This window comes from Acinetobacter sp. T63 (assembly GCF_053852345.1).
Genome location: NZ_CM132659.1, coordinates 1,794,116 through 1,816,365, shown reverse-complemented (window position 1 = coordinate 1,816,365; position 22,250 = coordinate 1,794,116). Strand labels below are relative to the sequence as shown.

The 22,250-nt window shown below is 47.2% G+C and carries 19 protein-coding genes, 1 tRNA gene and 2 pseudogenes; 14 read left to right on the top strand and 8 right to left on the bottom strand.

The window, feature by feature from the left end:
- The first annotated feature begins 55 nt into the window (after positions 1-55).
- The 12 genes and pseudogenes from ACVLR6_RS08785 to ACVLR6_RS08730 all read left to right on the top strand — a co-directional run bounded on the left by ACVLR6_RS08785 (position 56) and on the right by ACVLR6_RS08730 (position 10,981).
- A tRNA-Gly gene (locus tag ACVLR6_RS08785) sits at positions 56-131 on the top strand.
- Positions 132-440: 309 nt separating this feature from the next.
- Positions 441-1,418: a KpsF/GutQ family sugar-phosphate isomerase gene (locus ACVLR6_RS08780; protein WP_005178820.1), complete on the top strand. Its 978-nt coding sequence runs from the start codon at positions 441-443 to the stop codon at positions 1,416-1,418.
- Positions 1,419-1,421: 3 nt separating this feature from the next.
- Positions 1,422-1,961, top strand: a complete 540-nt coding sequence (locus ACVLR6_RS08775; protein WP_005178818.1) for a KdsC family phosphatase — start codon at positions 1,422-1,424, stop codon at positions 1,959-1,961.
- A gap of 40 nt (positions 1,962-2,001) precedes the next feature.
- On the top strand, positions 2,002-2,544 hold the full coding sequence (gene lptC / locus ACVLR6_RS08770; RefSeq protein ID WP_005178816.1) for an LPS export ABC transporter periplasmic protein LptC: 543 nt from the start codon (positions 2,002-2,004) through the stop codon (positions 2,542-2,544).
- Positions 2,534-3,100, top strand: coding sequence for a lipopolysaccharide transport periplasmic protein LptA (gene lptA / locus ACVLR6_RS08765; protein WP_005178815.1), 567 nt, complete (start codon positions 2,534-2,536; stop codon positions 3,098-3,100). Before lptC ends, lptA begins: the two co-directional genes overlap by 11 nt.
- A complete protein-coding gene (gene lptB, locus ACVLR6_RS08760; RefSeq protein WP_075166901.1) occupies positions 3,100-3,843 on the top strand; it encodes an LPS export ABC transporter ATP-binding protein in 744 nt (247 codons plus the stop codon). Before lptA ends, lptB begins: the two co-directional genes overlap by 1 nt.
- A 142-nt stretch (positions 3,844-3,985) precedes the next feature.
- Positions 3,986-5,373: pseudogene (locus ACVLR6_RS08755) on the top strand (TolC family protein).
- Positions 5,370-7,509, top strand: a pseudogene (locus tag ACVLR6_RS08750) (type I secretion system permease/ATPase). Before ACVLR6_RS08755 ends, ACVLR6_RS08750 begins: the two co-directional pseudogenes overlap by 4 nt.
- The gene (locus ACVLR6_RS08745; RefSeq protein ID WP_455995000.1) at positions 7,506-8,690 is read left to right on the top strand and encodes an HlyD family efflux transporter periplasmic adaptor subunit; all 1,185 of its coding nucleotides are present in this window, start codon (positions 7,506-7,508) and stop codon (positions 8,688-8,690) included. Before ACVLR6_RS08750 ends, ACVLR6_RS08745 begins: the two are co-directional and overlap by 4 nt.
- A 102-nt stretch (positions 8,691-8,792) precedes the next feature.
- Positions 8,793-9,392 carry an IMPACT family protein gene (locus ACVLR6_RS08740; RefSeq protein WP_005178810.1) on the top strand — a complete coding sequence of 200 codons (600 nt, stop codon included), beginning with the start codon at positions 8,793-8,795 and terminating at the stop codon, positions 9,390-9,392.
- Positions 9,385-10,002, top strand: a complete 618-nt coding sequence (locus tag ACVLR6_RS08735) for an acyltransferase (protein ID WP_104473705.1) — start codon at positions 9,385-9,387, stop codon at positions 10,000-10,002. The genes ACVLR6_RS08740 and ACVLR6_RS08735 overlap by 8 nt, the downstream gene beginning before the upstream one ends.
- A gap of 136 nt (positions 10,003-10,138) precedes the next feature.
- Positions 10,139-10,981 (top strand): universal stress protein, encoded by an 843-nt coding sequence (locus ACVLR6_RS08730; RefSeq protein ID WP_005178808.1) that lies wholly within the window; start codon positions 10,139-10,141, stop codon positions 10,979-10,981.
- A 142-nt stretch (positions 10,982-11,123) separates the two neighbouring features.
- Here the strand turns inward: ACVLR6_RS08730 and ACVLR6_RS08725 are convergent, their stop codons facing one another.
- The 4 genes from ACVLR6_RS08725 to mutS all read right to left on the bottom strand — a co-directional run bounded on the left by ACVLR6_RS08725 (position 11,124) and on the right by mutS (position 15,935).
- On the bottom strand, positions 11,124-11,789 hold the full coding sequence (locus ACVLR6_RS08725) for an O-methyltransferase (RefSeq protein ID WP_005178807.1): 666 nt from the start codon (positions 11,787-11,789) through the stop codon (positions 11,124-11,126).
- A 130-nt stretch (positions 11,790-11,919) separates the two neighbouring features.
- A complete protein-coding gene (locus tag ACVLR6_RS08720) occupies positions 11,920-12,642 on the bottom strand; it encodes a D-Ala-D-Ala carboxypeptidase family metallohydrolase (protein WP_005178806.1) in 723 nt (240 codons plus the stop codon).
- A 130-nt stretch (positions 12,643-12,772) separates the two neighbouring features.
- Positions 12,773-13,096: a ferredoxin FdxA gene (gene fdxA, locus ACVLR6_RS08715; protein ID WP_005178805.1), complete on the bottom strand. Its 324-nt coding sequence runs from the start codon at positions 13,094-13,096 to the stop codon at positions 12,773-12,775.
- A gap of 205 nt (positions 13,097-13,301) precedes the next feature.
- Positions 13,302-15,935, bottom strand: a complete 2,634-nt coding sequence (mutS, locus tag ACVLR6_RS08710) for a DNA mismatch repair protein MutS (RefSeq protein WP_286409529.1) — start codon at positions 15,933-15,935, stop codon at positions 13,302-13,304.
- A 207-nt stretch (positions 15,936-16,142) separates the two neighbouring features.
- On the opposite strand from mutS, the gene ACVLR6_RS08705 reads away from it, so the two are divergent.
- Both ACVLR6_RS08705 and ACVLR6_RS08700 read left to right on the top strand, forming a co-directional pair.
- Complete coding sequence (locus ACVLR6_RS08705; RefSeq protein WP_455994996.1) at positions 16,143-16,295, top strand: hypothetical protein; 153 nt, start codon at positions 16,143-16,145, stop codon at positions 16,293-16,295.
- A 35-nt stretch (positions 16,296-16,330) separates the two neighbouring features.
- Positions 16,331-17,368, top strand: a complete 1,038-nt coding sequence (locus tag ACVLR6_RS08700; RefSeq protein WP_455994993.1) for a maleylacetate reductase — start codon at positions 16,331-16,333, stop codon at positions 17,366-17,368.
- 76 nt (positions 17,369-17,444) lie between these two features.
- Here ACVLR6_RS08700 and ACVLR6_RS08695 read toward each other — a convergent pair whose 3' ends face one another.
- From ACVLR6_RS08695 to ACVLR6_RS08680, 4 genes are all read right to left on the bottom strand, one after another.
- Complete coding sequence (locus ACVLR6_RS08695; protein WP_168397744.1) at positions 17,445-19,448, bottom strand: esterase/lipase family protein; 2,004 nt, start codon at positions 19,446-19,448, stop codon at positions 17,445-17,447.
- A gap of 113 nt (positions 19,449-19,561) precedes the next feature.
- A complete protein-coding gene (locus tag ACVLR6_RS08690) occupies positions 19,562-20,470 on the bottom strand; it encodes an ABUW_2363 family tetratricopeptide repeat lipoprotein (RefSeq protein ID WP_005178801.1) in 909 nt (302 codons plus the stop codon).
- A 107-nt stretch (positions 20,471-20,577) separates the two neighbouring features.
- Positions 20,578-21,387 (bottom strand): serine O-acetyltransferase, encoded by an 810-nt coding sequence (gene cysE, locus ACVLR6_RS08685; protein ID WP_005178800.1) that lies wholly within the window; start codon positions 21,385-21,387, stop codon positions 20,578-20,580.
- Positions 21,380-22,234, bottom strand: coding sequence for an RNA methyltransferase (locus ACVLR6_RS08680; RefSeq protein WP_005178798.1), 855 nt, complete (start codon positions 22,232-22,234; stop codon positions 21,380-21,382). Before ACVLR6_RS08680 ends, cysE begins: the two co-directional genes overlap by 8 nt.
- Positions 22,235-22,250 lie beyond the last annotated feature (16 nt).

Sequence of the window (22,250 nt, the reverse complement as noted above, 5' to 3'; positions counted from 1 at the left end):
GGAAGCATAAAGAGTTGACAGTTGTATGAAACTCTCTATAATGCACTTCCATATTGCGGGAATAGCTCAGTTGGTAGAGCACAACCTTGCCAAGGTTGGGGTCGCGAGTTCGAGTCTCGTTTCCCGCTCCAAAATTCAAAAAGCCTGAATCATCTGATTCAGGCTTTTTTTATGCGTTTTTATCTAGATATGAAATATTATCCATTATCCTTACTAAAAATCGCCTTAACTGCCTGAGCTAAAAAATGAGACTCATGTTCACCATCTTCCTGTGCTGTGGTTTATCAGCAACAGGCGGAATCATGAAGAAATCGTGTGAAATCTTATACATTTAAAAACGTGACATTTGCATAGATATGCTAAAATTGCGAAAATTAATTTCTGCTTGAATGAAGACCGTTCAGCCCTGAACGAAGGTTAAAAATTTGAATTCTGAAAACATGTCAAACCCGATTGATTTTCAAGGTGTGGCGCTCAGTACCTTGCGTATAGAAGAACAAGCTCTGCAAACACTGGCCACACAAATTGATGAGCGCTTTAGCCGCGCCTGCGAAATTATTTTGCAATGTAAAGGCCGTGTGGTGATCACCGGTATGGGGAAATCCGGGCATATTGGCCGTAAAATGGCGGCGACTTTTGCCTCGACCGGTACACCTTCATTCTTTATGCATCCGGGCGAAGCAGGACATGGCGATTTAGGCATGCTGGTACGGGGTGATGTGCTGATTGCCATCTCCAATTCTGGCAAAAGTGATGAAATCATGATGCTGATGCCGCTGATCAAACATCTGCAAGTGCCGTTAATTACCATCAGCGGAGATGACAGCGGCCCAATGCCACAAAATGCCGATGTGGCTTTAACTTTAGGGAACATTCAGGAAGCCTGCCCACTGGGTCTGGCACCGACCTCGAGCACCACCGCAACATTGGCCTTAGGGGATGCACTGGCTGTGGCCTTACTTGATGCGCGTGGGTTTACCGCAGATGATTTCGCCCGTTCCCATCCTGCGGGTGCTTTGGGTAAACGCTTGCTGTTGCATGTCAAACACTTAATGCATACCGGCGCCGAGCTGCCAAAAGTCGCGCCAGAAACCCCAATGAACAAAGTGCTGTATGAAATTTCCGACAAGCGTTTGGGGCTGACCACGGTGGTGGATGAACAGGACACCTTATTGGGAATTTTCACTGATGGTGATTTGCGCCGTTTAATCGACAAACAGCAGGGCTTTGATATTCATCTGCCGGTGGCTGAAGTCATGATCAAGCAGCCTGCGACCATTTCTCAGGAAGCCCGTGCGGTTGAAGCACTGGCACAGTTACGCGATAAAAAAATTAATCAATTTGTAGTGGTCAATGATGCACATCAGGTGATTGGTGTGATCAGTATGCATGACCTGATTCAGGCCGGGGTAAATTAAAAAATGGCATCGTATATTTTATTGGAACAGGCACGTCACGTTGAGGCTTTGGTTTTAGATGTCGATGGTATTTTAAGTGATGGCTTTGTTACCTTAACCAATAGCGGTGATGAAATTAAAAACTTTGATATTCGTGATGGTCTGGGCATGAAACTGGTGCAGCAGGCCGGGGTGAAAGTCATCATCATTACCGGGCGTACCAGCCATATTGTTGAAAAACGTATGAATGCCTTGGGTGTGGACCTGATTTATCAGGGCCGTGAAGATAAAGGCGTAGCTTTACGTGAAGCCTGTGCCCAGCTGAATCTGGCACCAGAAGACTGTCTGTATATGGGCGATGACTGGCCAGATTTATCTGCCTTTGCCATTGCCGGGATGAAAGTCACGGTGCCGAATGGTCATGTTGAAGTGCGTCGTCGTGCTGATCTGGTGACTCAGGCGCAGGGTGGCCGCGGTGCGGTACGTGAAATCTGCGATATGATCCTAATGTCAAAAGGCGTATACGAACAGTTACTTGAAAAGTATACCGCGATCCCTCATTAATAAGATATTCCTCTGATTGAGTTGAGTTAAAACCCCACTTATGGATACCCGAGTTTTATATATTACTGCGATTGCAATTGCAGCTGTAAGTGGTGGTTATTACTATTACAGCGGTAAAGGCAATAAACTGGATACCGAGGGTTCCAGAAGTATGACCTATACGGCGGAGCAGATTAACCTGACTCAAACCGATGAACAGGGGAATTTATATGTTCGCGCTCAGGTTGACCGTTTAGAGCAGGATATGCAAAAGCAGACCTCTCAATTACAGAACCTGAATGCGTCGATGTATAAAGAAGGGAAAGTTGATGCCACTTTTTATGCCAAGCAGGCGCATGGCTATAATGACAATGAAAAAGTGGTGTTATCTGACCAGGTGCGTGCCACCAAAATCTTAGCGCAAGGTCAATTAGAACTGCAGACGACAGAATTGACGGGCTATCCGGACAGTCGGGAAATTGAAACCGATAAACAGGTGATGGTGCAGTCTCCACAAGCTGAATTTGTAAGCCAAGGACTGAAAGCCAATTTGAATGATGGTCAATACGAATTTTTTAATATTCGAGGAACATATGAACGTTAATCCGAAGCTTGCAACACCTCGTACTTTCCTGAAGAAAGCCGCGCTTGTAGGTTTGGCAGTATTGTCCTCAGCTACAGCCTGGGCCTTGCCTTCAGACCGGAACCAGCCAATTACCCTGGTGGCTGACCGTGCGACATTTAATGAGCGTACCGGTATTACCACCTATACCGGTAATGTGATTATCGAGCAGGGCACAATGCGCTTGCAGGCCAATTCAATTGTGGCCAATCTGAACAGTAAAAAAGAAATCAGCACCATTACCGCCAATGGTAGTCCGGCACAGTTCCAGCAAAAGACTGACCCGAATAAAGGTCTGGCCAAAGGTCAGGCGCAGAAAATTGTCTACAATGCGGAAACCGGTATTATTACTTTGTCGGGCGGGGCATTTTTACAGCAGGATGGGGCCAGTATTCGCGGCAATACCTTGCGTTATAGTATGAACAAAGGCGATATTGAAGCCATTGGTACGCCAAACAACACCGGATCATCTTCAGGTCGCGTACAGATTGTGATTCCACCATCCAGTTCAAAATCATTCCCGGGAGCACGCGATTAATGGATCAGGTCGTACAGCCACAAACTCTGACAATCAAACACCTGGCCAAAAACTACAGTAAGCGCTGGGTGGTGAAAGATGTTTCTTTCTGTATGCAAAGTGGCCAGATTGTCGGCTTGCTTGGCCCAAATGGTGCAGGTAAAACTACCAGCTTCTATATGGTGGTTGGTCTGGTGCGTATGGACAAGGGGGAAATTCATCTGGATGAACTGGATTTATCTGACCTGGCCATGCATGAACGTGCGCGCAAAGGCATCGGTTACCTGCCACAAGAGGCGTCAATTTTCAGAAAACTGACCATTGCTGAAAATATCATGTCGATTCTGGAAACCCGTAAAGACTTAAACAAGCAGCAGCGTCAGCAACGTTTAACCGAACTGCTGGCCGACTTTAAAATTACCCATATTAAAGATTCACTGGGCATGAGTGTATCGGGTGGTGAGCGACGTCGTGCAGAAATCGCCCGTGCTTTGGCTGCCGATCCGAAATTCATGTTGCTGGATGAACCTTTTGCCGGGGTAGACCCGATTTCTGTCGGGGATATTAAAGATATTATTAGTACCCTTAAAGATCGCGGAATTGGTGTATTAATTACCGACCATAACGTGCGTGAAACATTGGCAATTTGTGAACGTGCCTATATTGTCAGTGAAGGTGCAGTGATTGCCGAAGGAACTCCACAGGAAATTCTGGAAAATGAAACTGTGAAACAGGTCTACCTAGGTGAAGATTTTAGGGTGTAGTTATTAAAATATACACATCATGGTTCGCTGTGATGTGTGTTTTATCTGTTAAATGTCATAAAGTTGAAAAAATATAAAAAATTAAATTAAAAAAGCATTAAACTTTCACAAAATATTTCATCGTATTCGTTTAATTATAATGATGAGTAATACAAGAGCCGTAATAGGCCAAAAAAATAAAGTTAAGTATATGCTATTTGGGGGAATCTTATTGTTCAGTGGTCTGACTGAACCGTCGATGGCCGAACAAAGTTCCACGCATGAAGATTCATCTTTAAAACAGCATTTTGCCTCTATTTTTAGCCCCCAATCTGACCAGAATTTTAATCGGGTTCGTATTAGTGAGCTGAGCCAGTTTCAGCTCGATACACAAAATATTCAGGAAATGCCCCGGGTAGTGCCAGCATCATCTGTTTCAGAAACTGCGGCACCCGCCCGATCCTCTGTGCAACAGCCTTTGAGTTTTAATGACACCATTCGGACCGCTGTTCAGCGTCATCCTGAAATTTCCCAGGCCATTTCCACTCTGGCAGCCCAGAATGCCAGTATTGATGTGGCGAAGTCCGGTTATTATCCACAATTATCTGGTGGTATTTCCACAGCGGACCTGACCAAAGGCGAGCGCGGCCGTCAGCTGCTGAGCCTGAATGCCACGCAAATGCTCTATGATTTTGGCAAGGTCAAAAGCAGTGTCAATCTGGAACAGGCCCGTTTAGCCGCAGAGCAGGCCAATGTGCTGGTCAGTATTGATGATATTGCTTACCAGACTGCCAATGCCATGATTAATATCAAACGCTATCAGGAAATTACCCGTATTGCCGAAGAGCAGATTCAGGGGATTGCCCGCATTGCGGAAATCACCAATAGCGTAACTGGCAGATTCCAGAGCGGCTGGTGAAAGAGGCGCAATTATATTCAGAGCCGGTTTTTCAGCAGATTCCCGGACTAATCGCTGCTCAGGCTGAAGTTGAAGTGGCCAAATTACGCAAGCAGCAATCACGTTTAAGTGCTTATCCCACTTTAAATGTGAAAGGTTCTATAAGTCAGGCCATCAATGGTCGTAATCCAAATAACAATGAAGATGATGGCCTCTATAATTCGATCATGCTGGAAGCCAATAGCAACTTTTATCAGGGCGGCGCAATTGCGTCACAAACCCGGGCGGCCAGTTATGCAGAAGAAGCGGCCAAGGCACGGGTCAATAGTGTGTATCTAGAGGTGCTGGATGAAACCCGCATGCTGCGTGAAGAAATCCAGAACAAGCAGCGCCAGATGAATATTCTGGTCAAGCGTCAGGCCACCACCATCCAGACCAAAGAGCTGTATCAGGAACAATATAAATTAGGCACGCGCTCAGCTGTCGATTTACTGAATGCCGAACAGGCAATTCATAGTGCCGCCCAGGAAATTGAAAATACGCGTTTTGATATTTAAGCCGCCATTGCGCGCTATATCTCCATTACCGGACGGACACGCGATATTTATGATTTAAACCATATATCCATTCAGGGGCTTGAAGTTCAGCCATGAGTACTAAAATAAATTATCAACCGTGGCTTCAAGCAGTACTGAGCATTGCCAAGCATTACCGGATTGAACCATCCGCAGAACGTATCCGCTTGCAGCTGGACTGGAATCCGAACCAGAATATTGATGATATTTTAAATCTGATTGCCCGTCAGGTGGGCCTAAGTCTGCGCAAAACCGACTTTAGCGCCGAAGTGATCAATCCCTGGCGTTTGCCGGTACTGGTTGAATTCCAGGATGGTCAGGTGGGCGTAATTGACAAGGTCGATGCCGAAGGCAACCTGAGCATTCAGTTCAGTGGCGATCAGAGTTTATCACAAACGCTGGCCAGCGATACTTTGGCGGAGCATGTGTGGCATGTCTATATCCTGCGCCCGGAAAAATCGGTTCCCGATGCGCGGGTAGATGAATATGTCAAACCCTATGAAGATAACTGGTTCTGGTCAATTGTGCTACGGGACTGGAAACGTTATATCGATGTAATGTTTGCCATCCCTGATGGCCAATATTCTGGCACTGGCCACCATCCTGTTTTCGATGAATGTCTATGACCGGGTAATTCCGGCGCAATCGGTTCCAACCTTGTGGGTATTGGCAGGCGGGGTGCTGATTGCGGCCATTTTCGAGTTTAGTTTAAGGGTCGCACGGATTTATCTCTCCGATATTGTCGGCAAGCGCGCTGATCTGCGTATTTCAGACCGGGTCTATGGGCATGCGCTACGGATTAAAAACAGTGAACGCTCCAAATCGACTGGGACCTTTATTTCACAAATCCGTGAACTAGAAGGGGTGCGTGAACTGGTGACGTCGACCACCATTTCTGCAATCGCTGATTTGCCTTTCTTCCTGCTGTTCCTTGGCGTGTTCTGGGTGATTGGCGGGAACCTGTTCTGGGTCATGCTGATTGTGGTACCGCTCATGATTATTCCGGGCATTCTGGCGCAAAAGCCTCTGGCTAAACTGGCCAATGAGGGGATGCGTGAAGGCGCAATCCGCAATGCCATGCTGGTGGAATCGGTACAGGGCATTGAAGACATCAAGTTATTACGCGCCGAAGCCCGCTTCCAGAATCAGTGGAATCATATGAATGAAGTTTCCGCCGATATTGCCCTGCGTCAGCGTAAAATTGTTGGGGTGATGACGGCTTGGACCCAGAAAATTCAGGGGCTAACCTTTGCGATTGTGGTGCTGGTGGGCTGTTTTGCGGTGATGGATGGGGAAATGACCACGGGTGCTCTGGTGGCCTGTTCAATTTTATCTTCACGGATGCTGGCGCCCATTTCACAGATTGCCGGCGTGCTGGGCCGTTTACAACAGGCCAAAGTGGCGAAACAGGGACTGGATGAATTAATGAAAAAACCGGTTGATCAGCCGGAACATAGCCACTTAATTCATCGTCCGGTGTTAAATGGTCATTATGAATTAAGCGGGGTCAGCTTTAAATATGGCGAAGATGATCCTAAACCAACCTTGATGGTGCCCAAGCTCGAAATTAAAGCCGGTGAAAAAATTGCTATTCTGGGCCGGAATGGTGCCGGGAAATCTACCTTGTTGCAGCTTTTTTCCGGCATGCAAACCCCGAATCAGGGCAAAATTAAACTCGATGGCGTAGAGTTGGGTCTGATTGATCCTGCTGATGTACGCCGTGATATGGGCCTCTTGAATCAGAATGCACATCTGTTTTTTGGCACAGTGCGGGAAAACCTGACCTTGGGTGCACCGTTGGCCAATGATGACGATATTTTGCAGGCACTTCGAATTACTGGTGCGCTGGCCTTTGTGCAGGAAAATAAAGAAGGGCTGGACCATCTGATTCTGGAAGGTGGTGTGGGGTTCTCTGGCGGTCAGAAACAGGCCTTGCTGCTGGCACGTTTGCTGCTGCGTCAGCCGAATATTTTATTGCTGGATGAACCGACGGCTGCAATTGATGATGTCTCCGAGAAACAGTTGATTGATCATTTGAAAATGTGGCTCGGGCACCGGACTTTGGTGGTGGCCACCCATCGCCGTGCAGTGTTAGAGCTGGTGGACCGGATTATTGTGGTCAATGATGGAAAAATTGTGATGGACGGGCCACGAGGCCAGATTCTTAATCAGTCTGCATCTCAACCACGTCAGATGGCAGGAGCGAAGTCATGAGTGAACAATTAAGCAAACGTTCAATGCAGGTGACCGAGCTGGAGCCACCTTTACCTAAAGCCAGTCTGTTTATCTGGATTATCTGTATTGGACTGGCAGTTTTGCTACTCTGGGCCTGGCTATTCAAGCTGGAAGAAGTATCTACCGGCACTGGTAAAGTGGTGCCATCTTCGAAAGAGCAGGTGGTACAGTCCTTAGAAGGCGGGATTCTCACCACCTTGAATGTCCGCGAAGGGGAAATTGTTAACCGTGGGCAGGTGCTGGCCCAGCTGGACCCGACCCGGTTTGCTTCTAATGTGGGGGAATCGGAATCTTTGCTGGTATCTTCCTTGGCGACTTCGGCCCGGTTACGCGCTGAAGTAAATGGCACACCCCTGGTTTTTCCGGAAGAAGTGTTAAAAGAGCCCAAACTGGTACAGCAGGAAACCGCTTTATACAATTCGCGTCGGGCCAACTTAGAAGAATCGCTGGCCGGTTTACGGCAGGCTCTGGTGCTGGTCGAGCAGGAATTGCGTATGACTGAACCCTTGGTGGCCAAAGGTGCGGCCAGTGAAGTGGAAGTGTTGCGTCTGAAACGCGAGGCCAATGACCTGCGTAACCAGATGAATGATATTCGTAACCAGTATTATGTCAAAGCGCGTGAAGAGCTGTCCAAGTCCAGTACCGATGTACAGACCCAGCAACAGGTGGTACGTGGCAAGTCCGACACTTTGAACCGCACAGTATTCAAGTCGCCGGTACGGGGTGTGGTCAAGGAAATTGATGTGATGACCATTGGCGGGGTCGTGCCGCAAAATGGCAAGTTAATGACCATTGTGCCTTTAGATGAACAGTTATTAATTGAAGCGCGTATCTCGCCGCAGGATATTGCATTTATTCGCCCAGACCAGGAAGCATTGGTCAAAATTACCGCCTATGATTATTCGATTTATGGCGGTTTAAAGGGGAAGGTCACGGTGATTTCACCGGATACCATCCGTGATGAAGTCAAGCAGGACCAGTTTTATTACCGGGTCTATATCCGGACTGATACCGATAAACTGACCAATAAATCTGGCCAGCAGTTCAGTATTACCCCCGGAATGGTGGCCACGGTCGATATTAAAACTGGTTCTAAAACCGTACTGGATTATCTGATTAAACCGTTTAACAAGGCCCAGGAAGCATTACGCGAGCGTTAATCGTCAACTCAACATAACCTCCCAGTTTGGGAGGTTTTTTATTGCCAAAATTTGCCTGAAAACACGTTATAATTTCAGAGATTATTGCATTTTAGCTGTGTTATGCCATTTACCATTGCCTCCCTTGTTCGCTTTGAAGAAGATATTAAAAAGAGCCGTTTTGAGGCCATTGCCGTACCGGTAGAAAACGAACAGGCGGTTAAAGATTTTCTGGAAGCCAACAAAGACCTGACCACTACCCATCAATGCTGGGCATGGAAAATTGGCCATCAGGTGCGTTTTAATGATGATGGTGAACCTTCTGGCACTGCCGGCCGACCTATTCTGGCTACCATTGAGGGCAATGAGCTGACCAATGTGCTGGTGCTGGTCAATCGCTGGTATGGCGGGATTAAACTTGGCACCGGTGGCCTAGTGCGTGCCTATGGCGGTTGTGCCGGGCAATGCCTGCTGCTGGCAGAAAAAATTGAACTGATTGAAAAGAAAAAAGTCGAGTTTCAGTGCCAGTTTAATGAATGGGCCATTTTTCAATATGAACTGAATAGCCAGAATATCGAGTTTCAGGAACAGTACGGGGCAGATGGCGTGCAGGTCAATGCCTTATTACAGGTGCATCAGATTGAGCCTTTGGCCTTAAAAATTCAGGACGTTACCCGCGGCCGGGAACAGCTCAAAGTCATGGAGGAGCCAGCAGATGACTGAACATGATCCTTTGCTGAAATATCGGGAACAGCATAAACATCGGCTGAATTATATGCCATGGCTGTACTGGTCGCTGAAACCGAAAAACCGGGTTTGGGCCGAAGCCTGGCAAAAAGACTATCAGGCCTATTTGATGGAGATGGAAACGGTAGAAATTGGCGAGAACTGCTTTATTTCACCGCTGGCGCATATTTTTGCCGAACCGGGACGTAAAATTAGCATCGGGGATAATACTTTTATTGCTGCAGATTGTACCTTGCATGGTCCGCTGCATATTGGCAGTGAAGTGGCGATTAATCATCATAGTATTCTAGATGGGGGCCGGGTCGGGATTAAGATTCATGATCAGGTGCGTATTGCCGCCTATTGCCATTTATATGCCTTTGATCATGGCATGGATTTAGCTCAGCCAATTTACCAGCAGCCAGTACGTTCGCAGGGCATCGAAATTGAACGCGATGTCTGGCTGGGTGCTCATGTCGGCGTTAAGGATGGTATTAAAATTGGTGCCCATGCGGTTGTCGGCATGCACAGCATGGTCACCAAAGATATTGAAAGCCGGGCCATTGTGGCAGGGAATCCGGCACGTTTGATTCGTTATCGTGATTAATCTCATACATAGCTCTCTATCTTCAAATGTCTGTGTTTTATTTACATTTTGTCATGTCATCCGCTGAGGACTTATGCTAAGTTTTAGATAACAATTAAAACGAAAGCCTGGCAGACAGGCAACAAGAGAGGCGACAATGAAACGAGTAATTGCCTGTATTGATTCTTCACCCTGTATCAATGCACTCGCGGAAGCCGCAGCGTGGATAGCCAAGCAGACCCAGCGGGAACTGGTGCTGTTACAGGTGCTGGACTATTATCCGGCCAGTTATCACTTAGGTGAAATTAGCGGGGTCATTGGTTTTGAAAGCAATGCCATGTTATTGAAGGAACTGGCCGAGCTGGAACAGAAGCAGAGCGACATTGCGCTAGAATATAGCAATAATCTACTGCGTCATATTTCCGAGATGGTGCAGCAAAAATATAATATCGTGCCGACCCAGATTCAGGAAAAAGGCGATTTTCTTGAACAAAGTTTTAATGTCTTGCAAGAAGATGATATTGCGGTCATCGGCCGGGTTGGGGAGCGTTCCGCCGAACGCAATAAAGCCCTGGGCAGTAACGTCGAAAACTTTATCCGCGGGGCCAATTGTGCCGTTATGACGGTGGGCGAGCAGTTTAAACCGCCAACCCGTTTTATTTTCGCTTATGAATATTCACCAACCTGCTTAAAAATCATGAAGCGCATCACCCAAAGTGATTTGCTGCGTCTGCTGCAATGTCATTTGCTGTATGTGGGTGATCATCCGGAAATATTGAATGAGCCGACCCAGTATTTAAAAGCCGCTGGTTTAGATGTGGTGGTGGAATATCGTTATGGCGATGTGGCGGAGAATATTCTGGATTATCAGCGTGAACATGGTATTCAGCTAATTTTGCTTGGGGCCTTTAGTCATAGCAAAATCCATCAGTTTTTCCTGGGCAGTATTACCACCACCATTTTCCGGAATTCGAATGTGCCGTTACTGGTGGTGAAATAAAGCCCAAATATCTTACACGCATCTGATGAATTACTGTCCAAGGTTATCCGCATTTATTGTGGATAACTATATGGACAGTATATGTAAGTTTATAAAAAATAAAATAAATATTATTTTGTGTGTTTTTTGTTCTGTTTGGGCCTTATTTAACGATGGCCAAGGCAAAGCCATCATGCCCTTTGCTGCCTACCGTTTGCAAGGCAGTTGAGGACAATAAACGTGGATGCTCCTGCATCAGCTTAAACATCTCGCGAATGCCTTCAATGCTGGGCTTGTGATTGTCCGGATTGATGATGTCACCGGCTCGAATTACATTGTCCAGAAAAATTAAGGTGCCGGAGCGTGACAGATTCAGGCTCAGTTCCAGATATTCCGGATAGCTCTGTTTATCCGCATCAATAAAAATAAAGTCAAACGGGGCAGTATCAGCTGGCAGGCTTTTTAAAATATCGGCGGCGCGGCCCACACGCAAATCAATAGTCTGTTTCAGCTTGGCCTGATCAATATTTTCCTGTGCCACGGCGGCGTGTGCATCACGACCTTCAATAGTCAGAATATAGCCATCTTCCGGCAAGGCACGTGCCAGCCACATGGTGCTATAGGCAGCAAAGGTACCAAGTTCCAGAATACGTTTACAGCCGTTCATCTGAATTAACATCTGTAACAACATGCCCTGGTTGGGCGCAACAGCAAGGTGATCCGGATAACCCCGATCATCGGTATGTTTTAAGGTTTGGGTCAGAATCGGATCTTCAGGAATTAAATGTGTTTCGATGTAGTGGTCGAGGTCGGTCCACATTTGTTTCATAGTCGGGGGCACCTTTGTTGCAATGCATGCATTTTAAACTTTTCCCCCTAGAGTGCAATTTTTATCGGGAGAGTTGCAATTAATAGACATAAAAAGAGGTGCCGCAGCACCTCCGTATTCAGATCCGGATTTATTCGTAATAGCACATTGACGAATAGCGGCTTAAATCCGGTCCCCAGGTACGATAGCCCTGCGTATCAATATGGATTTGCCCTGAAGCATACAGTCCCAAGCCCATATTCAGGCTTTGACCATACTGGGTCCAGAACTGGCACAGTCTGAACTTGGTATTTTCAATAAAGGCATAATCTTGCGGCTGTGGAAATTCCGGCCCAATCCGGAAATCAATAGCGGAATTATATAAATGCCGTGAGGAACTGGCACCACCGGCGCACTGGTTCAGCGGTAAATCGCGATAGACTGAAGTGACTTCAAAATCGGTCAGGACTTTGGAGGCAACCAGATATTTAAAGACTTTTAAGGTTGGAATCTGATTGCGCCATAATTCGCGGTTGGGCACCATGTATTGCGAGCGGCCACATTTTTGCCAGTCACGTGCGGTGCGCAGTAATTCAAAACTTGGAATAATATTGCCGACGCCTTCAGCATTCAGGAATTTTTCATATTCGCGGACCTGGCGCAGGTTATCGGTCACGGCAATCCAGCTGTTATAGGCATAGGGCACCACTTTTGGTGCGACCTTGCGTTCATAGCTGATTTTTTCTTGTGGGATATAAATCCGTTTTCCATCAGGCGAATGAATCGTTTTCCCTTTCTGCGGTGTGGTTGTACATCCGAGCATGATCAGGGGCACGATGCTGAGCGAGAGCACCGCCTTGAGAAATTGCGTCATTATGCAAATCAAACGTTTACTAAAATCCTAAGCATTCTAATCTAAAAGCTTCGGTAAAAATTGAAAATATTGCAATCAAATGTGTGTTTTAGGTATAAAAAAAGATCAGCTTTTGCTGATCTTTTTAAAATTACTTTTCTAAGTATTGTAATTTGTCTGGCTTGCCATTCCATTCTTCACGGTCAGCAGGCTGTTCACCAATTTGCGTGATATTTGGCCATTTTTCTGCCAGTTCAGCATTCAGCTCGATAAATACTTCCTGACCTTCTGGTAGCTCATCTTCCGAGAAAATCGCATTGGCTGGACACTCAGGTTCACACAGTGCGCAGTCGATACATTCATCCGGGTTAATCACCAGGAAGTTTGGACCTTCATAGAAACAATCTACAGGGCATACTTCTACACAGTCTTGATATTTACATTTAATACAGTTTTCAGTGACAACAAATGTCATGGCGACAGCTACCTAAAAATATGGTTCTAATAACTAAGCTGTATTTTAGGCAAAAATGATGTGAACTAACAATTGCTTTTACTGATATTTGATATAGACAGTGCTACTAAATTTGATAAAAGTGCTATAAAACCATCAAAAAAACTTATAAATGAAAAAGACTCTCAAATGAGAGCCTTTCCATATATGAAATTCAAGTCTTGAATCAGGCGTTTAGCTGCTCTTTCAGGGCATACAATTGCTCTAGAGCCTGACGTGGGGTGAGATTATCGACATCCAGTTGGCGTAAGGCTTCGAGGGCCGGTGATGGTTTTTCAACTTCGACAATCCGTTCAATCACTTCAGTTTCTACCATCGGTTCACTGAATAAATCATGCTGGACCGATTTTTGTACCGACTGATGTGACTGCTTTTCCAGAATCTTCAGGCGATTTTGTGCTTCTTTAATCACATTGGCAGGAATACCAGCCAGTTTGGCCACCTGCAAACCATGACTCTGGCTGGCCGGACCCTGCTGGACTTTATGCAGTAAAATCAGGTTGCCATTGAGTTCTTTGGCCGTAACATGATAATTATCAATACCTGATTCTTTGCCCAGCTCGGTCAGCTCGAAATAATGCGTAGCGAACAGGCATAAGCATTTGATCCGTTTGGTTAAATCCAGCACACAGGCCCAGGCCAGGGACAGGCCATCATAGGTACTGGTGCCACGGCCGACTTCATCCATCAGCACCAGTGACTGATTGGTGGCATGATGCAGAATTTGCGAGGTTTCGGTCATTTCCACCATAAAGGTTGATTTACCGGTAGACAGGTCATCGGCCGAACCAATCCGGGTGAAAATCCGGTCAATCGGACCTAGCACCGCAGCTTGAGCCGGCACATAACTGCCACAATAGCCAAGCAGGGCAATTAGTGCGGTCTGGCGCATAAAGGTCGATTTACCGCCCATATTCGGCCCGGTAATAATTGCCATACGATGGTTAAAATCCAGTGTGGTGTCATTTGGGGTAAATGCGGTTTTGCTCAAGGCTTCCACCACTGGATGACGGCCGGCGACAATCTTGACTCCAATTTCCGGTGAAAATTCCGGACGGGTCCAGTTTTTCAGGCGGGCCTGATGGGCAAAGTTGGCCAGCACATCAATCTGGGCAATGGCGCTGCTCATCATCTGCAAATTGCCAATGTCCTGACGCAGCTCATCCAGCAGCATTTCAAACAGCATTTTTTCCCGTGCCAGCGCGCGTGATTCACTCGACAATACCTTATCTTCAAAACTTTTCAGTTCCGGGGTGATATAACGCTCGGCATTTTTTAAGGTCTGACGGCGAATATAATGCTCCGGTGCCTGTTCAGCCTGCGCACGGGACAGTTCAATATAGTAGCCACTAACGCGGTTATAGCCAATTTTAAGCGTGTTGATGCCAGTACGTTCACGCTCCTGAATTTCCAGATCAATCAGGAACTGGCCGGCATGATCACGGATTTGACGTAACTCATCCAGCTCGCTGTCAAAGCCTTCGGCAATGACATTACCATCACGCAGCAACACCGGTGGCTGTTCCACAATGGCCGCCATTAAACGCTGGTAAAGGCCCTGAAAATCGCCCAGTTCTTCATTCAGCTGTTGTAAATATTTGGATTGGCCGGCACTGACAATCGGCTGCACGGCATGACGTAAATACGGAATCTGGGCACAGGCCTGACGCAGCTGCACCAGATCACGTGGGCGCGCACTGCCTAAAGCGACCCGGCTCAGCACACGTTCAATATCACTAATTTCTTTCAGTACCAGACGAATTGGTGCATCGTGATAACCGGTTAAAATCGCTTCGGTCGCATCCAGCCTTGCATCCAGCAGTGCGGTATCACGTAGCGGTTGCATTAAGGTGCGGCTAAGTAGACGACCACCCATCGCGGTCTGGCAGTCATTAATCAGCTGAAACAGTGAGGTGCCGTGTTCAAATAAAGGTTCAATCAGTTCCAGATTACGCCGGGTCACCGGGTCTAGCGCAATAAAATCGCTACTTTGTTCCAGCTGAATCGAGCGGATATGCGGCAACGCCGTTCTTTGGGTTTCTTTGGCATAGTGAATCAAGGCGGCGGCGGCGGCTTTGGCCAAAGGCAAATGATCAATCCCAAAGCCAGATAGGGTAGCTACGCCTAGCTGGTCACACAGGGTTTTCTGGGCATTATTCAGGTTAAAATCGACATTTGGACGTTTGGTAACCGGGCAATCCAGCTGTTTTTTAACAGACTCGATGATATTCGGATCGACAATATCTTCATCGACCACAATTTCGCTTGGCATGAGACGCGACAGTTCAATCGCCAGCTGTTCCGGTTGATACTCCTGCTGCTGGACCTTGAAAATACCGGCACTTAAATCTAGCAGTGCAATCCCGATCTGGTTCTGCTGTAAACAGAGCGCGACCAGATTGGAAGATTGATAGCTGTTGAGCAGGGCATCGTCGGTGAGTGTGCCGGGGGTAATAATCCGTACTACGCCACGTTCCACCGGGCCTTTGCCAGTTACCTCGCCAATTTGCTCGCAGATCACCACGGTTTCGCCTTTTTTGACTAGTCGCGCCAGATAACCTTCGGCAGAATGATAGGGCACGCCGGCCATCGGAATTGGCTGGCCATTGGCCTTACCGCGATGGGTCAGGGTAATGCCTAACAGTTTGGCTGCCTTGTGCGCATCATCAAAAAATAATTCGTAGAAATCACCCATTCGATAAAACATTAAAGAATGTGGATGTTGCATCTTCACTTTTAAATATTGTTGCATCATCGGGGTATGCGAAGATAAGTCAGCCACAATTTCTTGCATGTTCATGTACATTCAGTTCCTTCAATTAACGCATGGGTGTTGGAATGGCTTTCACCGCGTGGATGTCATTTGGGCCAGCTGGAGCAGATAAAACATCGTGTTTAAATCCTGCACGTCGATGCTGTTGACGACCCAACAAGCGCTTCATCTTAACAAATTTAGCTAGGCGGAAAAAACCGATTCTGGAAAATCTGTGCTGAAACTGAGCAGCTTATGGCGGAGAAAATTAAGCGGACAATACAGCTGATGAAGATTGCAGCAGAGAAGACCAGGAAATATGGAAAGCAGCGTTGCAGCAATGCGCTCGAAGCAGCAGGAGAGGCGCTCTATACTGGGGTAAATAACAACATGAAGATGAGCCCATGATGCCCAAGTTCTATTATCAGGCTTTGCCGGTATAGGTGTATTTTGGTGCGGGGGAAGCCAAGCGCACGCAGCACATTCTCAAGCAGGCCGGTTATCACAAGATTCTGCTGATTGCTACGCCCGGCCAGCAGAAGGCCGCTGAGCAACTGGCCCAACAACTCGGTGATTTGACCGTTACGGTTTATGCTCATGCGGTAATGCACGTGCCGGCAGAGGTGGCGCGGCAGGCGGTTCAGGCAGCCCAAGAGTTACAGGTGGATTGCTGTCTGGCGTTTGGCGGTGGTTCGGCTATTGGTTTAGCCAAAGCCATTGCACTGGACACCCATCTGCCAATTGTGGCAATTCCGACCACCTATGCGGGCAGTGAAATGACCCCGGTATATGGTATTACGGAAAATCAGCTGAAAACCACCGGCAAAGCTGCACAGGTGTTACCGAAAATCGTGATTTATGATCCAGCGCTTAACCTGAATCTGCCGGCAGAGATTTCTGCCTGTTCGGGCATGAATGCCATGGCGCATGCGGTGGAGGCTTTGTATGCAGAAAATAAAAATCCGGTGATTAGCCTGATGGCGCTGGAGGCGATTCGCTGTCTGGCCACCGCTTTACCGGAACTGGTACAGCATCCGAACGATATTCAACTGCGTGAACAGGTCAGCTATGGCGCGTGGCTGGCTGGGATTTGTCTGGGTTCGGTCGGTATGGCGATTCACCATAAAATCTGTCATAGCCTAGGGGGCACCTTTAACCTGCCTCATGCGCAAACCCACGCGATTATACTGGCCTATTCGGTGCACTATAACCGCCATGCCGATGTACAGCCGATGGATCAACTGGCCGCTGCACTGGGTGTTGACAGTCGGGAGAAGCTGGGCCGTTTTATCTATCAATTAAACCAGCGCCTGCAGATTCCTCTGGCTTTAAAAGACTTAGGGTTACCGGAACACGCCCCGGCGGACATTGCCCGGATGATTTGTGATTCGCCGTATTATAATCCGCGTGAATATGACGATGATGAATTAAAGCAGCTGTTGCTGCAGGCTTATGCCGGTTTGCCTCCTGCCACACTTTAATACATAGCAATATGTAGCCATCTTCCAGAGATAAAAAAACCGAAGCGGTTGAAGGCTTCGGTTTTTTATTGGCAGGTTAAGGTTTATATAAACCCAGCTCCTGCAAGTGTAAGCGTAAAATCCGGCGCAGTTCCAACACTGCTTCTGGAGTTTCCTGAATCGAGTGGCCACCGGTAATAATTTTTTCAGACTGGGCCTGTTTCAGATGCGCACTTTCATAGGCCACAATATCATCGGTGATGAGAGCAGGGTCGTTACTCTGACTGGTATTGCCCATAATACTATGATATTTCAGTCCTTTACGTGGCTGAATATCTTGAGTTAAGGCAATAAATTTGGATTGATGGCTTAAATCGCTTGGGCCATTTTGAATCAGGCCTTTATCTAGTTCATTGACCAGATCTTTCAGGCTCGGGTCTTCATTTAACAATGAATCGGTGGCCGCATTTAAAAATGCCCCCGGTAAACGGATAATTTTACGCGCCACTTTGGTAAACCAGCGATCGGCATATTCGGTGCCGCGGTGCGGAGCGGCCAAGAAAATTGCCCGGTTAAAGTTAGGAATATCCTGCATAATCAGGCGCTGCTGAATCACGGGAATACGGCGGTATTTGGCCAGTTGTCGGCCACTCATCATCGACAGGGCTTCTTTGGACACATCGGCATCACTGACCAGGAGTCGGGCAATAATCCCGCCCATACTGTGGCCGACCAGCACCGCATCTTTTTTCGCCGCGGCTTTGGGATTGACCTGCTGGAAGGCTTGGGTCAATAGAGCATGAATCTGGAAACGGCTTTCAATAATTGGCATATTGGTCGAATAAAACACCTGCCAGACCTGATAATGCTCGCGTAACACTGGATCACCCATAATATCGTTGGTTAAGCGAATCCAGGCTTCCGGACTACTGGCCAGACCATGCACCAAAACCAGCACTTTTTTATTCGGATTATATGGTTCCAGAAAATATAAATGCGGCATGGTCAGCTTGTCATCACGGTCAATCAGTGACAGATAAGCCGATTTCAGCAGATTATTTTCCGCCAGCCACAATCCATAAGGCGCAGAAAAATTAGCCGCCAGCGGATAGTTTTTATTGGCAATGCGGGCCTGTTCATATTTATAGGGATCATAGGCGCGCAGGCGAAAATCCTTGTTCAGGATATCCTCTACATTGCCAAACTGCTGCGGTTCAGCCACCAGGGTTGCCGCCAGATAACGGGCCTGATGGATATTCGGATTCTGATTGTTTGGATAACGATGGCTTAAAGGATCAATAATATAACGGGCTTTCTCTGGCTGATCTGCGCGTTGCTCCGGCAGAATGACCAGAAATTCCGAGCCAAAACCATCACGACGGGTAATGGAACGCAAGCCTGAAAAGTTCAGGTCATAGGTGGCTCTTAACTGCTCGATTTTTTGCTGTTTTAAGGTTGGAAAATAATTGAAGTCAATATGATAGGTACTTTCACCGACCTGAATCTGGCTGGCCACCACATCCGGCTGATAGCGCAGGGTATAGCTGGACACTAGTTTGGCAATGGCCTGATTATAAAAGTCGCGGATTTGTACCTGACGGTTGTCAAAAATCCGGTCTTGTGGCGCCCGTTCGGTTTTGAACATATAGGCATAGCTATAACGGATACTTTTATCCAGCATAAACAGCTGCTGGTCGAGGCATTTTTGATAGTTCTGCTGCTGTAATTGCTGTTTTTCTTCAGACTGGTGTTTGCTTAAAATTCCGATTTTACAATTGGAAGAATCGGCCAGTTGCATGGCTTTGGCCAGATAAACTTCGCTGGCAGTGGACAGCAGCTGTTCACCCAGAATTTCCGGAATCTGCTTCAGTTCATCAATACACTGTTTCGGGTTTTCGGTACAGATTTGCGCTTCACGGCCAGTCATGGACAAGACATTGAGGCTGGCCTCGCTCAAGCGGTCACGAGATAAAATACTTTCCCGTTCGTTGGCAATGCTGACATTTAATGCTTGCTGTTTAACACTGACCGTTTGGCAGCCAACGAGAATGGAACTGCTGAGCGCGGTGGCCAGCATCATCTTATACGTCATAGTGGTCATGTGAATTCGCATCGTATTTTATAAGTTTTTTTTAATCATACTGAATTTCTTGGTTTTTTCAATTGACAAAAAAATAGGCCATATAACATGACCTATTTTTTCTTTCACCAGACTTAAGCCTTCGGTGTCATGATTTGCCAGACATTCCAGCGGCCCTGTTTTTCAATTTCAGTAATTAAACGGTCTGCCACAGCTGCTTCTTGCGGATACTTGATCTTGTAGTTTTTCAAGGTCTGTACCGCATTTTTCTTTTGCTCTAAAGCAATATAGTTGTTGGCAGCAGCCAGATAGGCTTCCTGTACGCCGGCTTTCATGGCTTTATCTAAATAAGAAATTGCTTCACGATGACCACCACCTTCAGACAGGGCAAAACCAAACCAGAAATTGGCTTCGGCATCTTCCTTGTTAATTTTCAAGATGCGCTGCGCATAAGCCAGAGAACGGGTGGTATAAATTGAACCTAAGTCCAGGTTACGTGCCATTACGCTGGCTTTAAAGGCACGAATCAGCACATCAAAAGAGGCATTTTCCTGTACCGCCAGGCTGTCCAGTTGTTGGGTGACTTCTTTGAGTTTAGCTTCAAAACCGCGGCGTTCCTGACGGTCAGTAAAACGTGGTGGATAGTGACGTGCTTTACCTTCGACCATCTGTAAAAAGTCATCAATTTCGGTGATGTCAATTTCATTTTCACCGGCCAGCACCGCAAACTTCAAGCTGCGCTGGTTGTTGTTGATGGTCGGAATAATCAGACGGTTGGTGTCTAAAGTAATTTTTTTCGATGGATTATCCGGGGCAGTTACTTCCATTTTAGTCACTGGCTGGGCCGCAGCCTGTTGCAGGTTCAGTTCAAATGGAGGAGGTGCATCATAATTAAACGGATTTAAAGCATAAAATGGAGGGGTCAGATCAGGCTCGGTAAACACAATTGGTGCATTGGCTGGGTTTTGTTGTTTTGGTGCAGTGGAACAGGCTGAAACTAAAGTGGTCGCAATCAGAGCAAATGCCAAAGGCTTAAGCGTCATAATATTCATCCGTTAATTTATTTTAAAATGGCTGAGCATGTTCGTCAGTCTAAAAAATCTGTGACGAACATGCAAGAGAAGGCAAGAAGTTTGCTGTTACCGTGTTGTTAAGCTTTGGACTGACTGCTTTGTGCTTCACATTCACGGCGCACATCTTCAATAATTTTTAATTCTTCAGCACTAAATGGCTGTTCGTTTTGCTGCTGCTTTTTAAAACTTGGGTCGAGTAAAGACAGACGCTGGCATAAGGTATTCATGCGTTTTTCATTGTGCTGAATACGGTCTAGCAAGACCCGCATGCCGTCTAGAATCGGATCGGACTGATCCTGGGTAGCCGCATACGGCTGGAAACCGATGCTTTCAGCATAGTCACGGCGACGTGCTTCGGCTTCATCTTTCGGCTGATCTTTGGTAATAAAACGCGCCGGATTGCCGACCGCGGTGGTATTGGCCGGTACCGCTTTGGTCACCACTGCATTGGAACCGACTTTGGCATTTTTACCCACGGTAAATGGCCCGAGAATTTTCGCGCCAGCACCAACAATCACGCCATCTTCTAAAGTCGGGTGACGTTTGCCTTTGTTCCAGGTGGTCCCCCCAAGGGTCACGCCATGATACAGGGTCACATCATCGCCAATTTCGGCTGTTTCACCAATCACCACACCCATACCGTGGTCAATAAAAAAACGGCGACCAATTTTCGCGCCCGGATGAATTTCAATACCGGTGGCAAAGCGGCTAAATGAAGACAGCAGGCGCGCCGAACCCTTGCAGTCTTTGTTCCAGAGTTCATGTGCAACCCGATGCATGATCAGGGCATGAATGCCGGGATAGGTAGTTAAGACTTCCAAGGTATTGCGTGCAGCAGGATCGCGCGCAAAGACAGCTTGTATATCTTCTTTGAGCTGTTTAAGCATTATCTTGATCCTCGTCCTGTGTCGATGTTGTTGATGATTTTTTCCATGAACCGTTATTCAATGCCTGTACGCGACTAAAAATGCCACGTAATAAGTGATATTCCATACGATCTAATTGTATACGTCCAAAAAGCCGACGCAAGCGCAAAGGTAATAATCTTGGATTTTTCGGATCCATAAATTCAATCTCGGCCAGCATTTTTTCAATATGCGGATAGAACTGTTCCATCTGGGCATGGGTCACTAAAGGTTCATCCCATTCCATTTCGATACCATCAAGAACTTGCATGGTGGCTTTAGGGTCTGGCTGCTGTTCTACCCGGGCCATGGCTGCCATCCGCATTTCATAACAGATAATCTGAATGGCCTGGGCCACGTTTAACACGCCGTAATCGCTATTCACCGGAATGGTGACATGGTAATTGGCCAGGGCCAGTTCTTCATTGGTCAGACCACGATCTTCACGGCCAAAAATCACCGCAATTTCCTGATGCGATGCCGTCACGGCCTGCATGGCTTTTTCCGCAGCCGGGCGGACATCCAGCAGCGGCCAGGGAATGGTGCGGCTGCGCGCACTGGTACCAAACACCAGATGACAGTCCTGAATGGCCTGTTCCAGGGTGTCGACAATTTCAATCTGTTCAATCAGATCGGTGGCACCGGCCGCCAGTGCGTCAATATCCGGATGCGGATAGGTCTTCGGTGCGACCAGCACCAGTTTGGACAGGCCCATGGTTTTCATGGCGCGTAAGGCGCTGCCGATATTGGCGGGCAGAGTGGTATTGACCATGACAATACGCACATGGGAGAGATGTGCTGACAAGGCAGCATTGTCGACTTGACTCATACAAGGTCCAGAATAA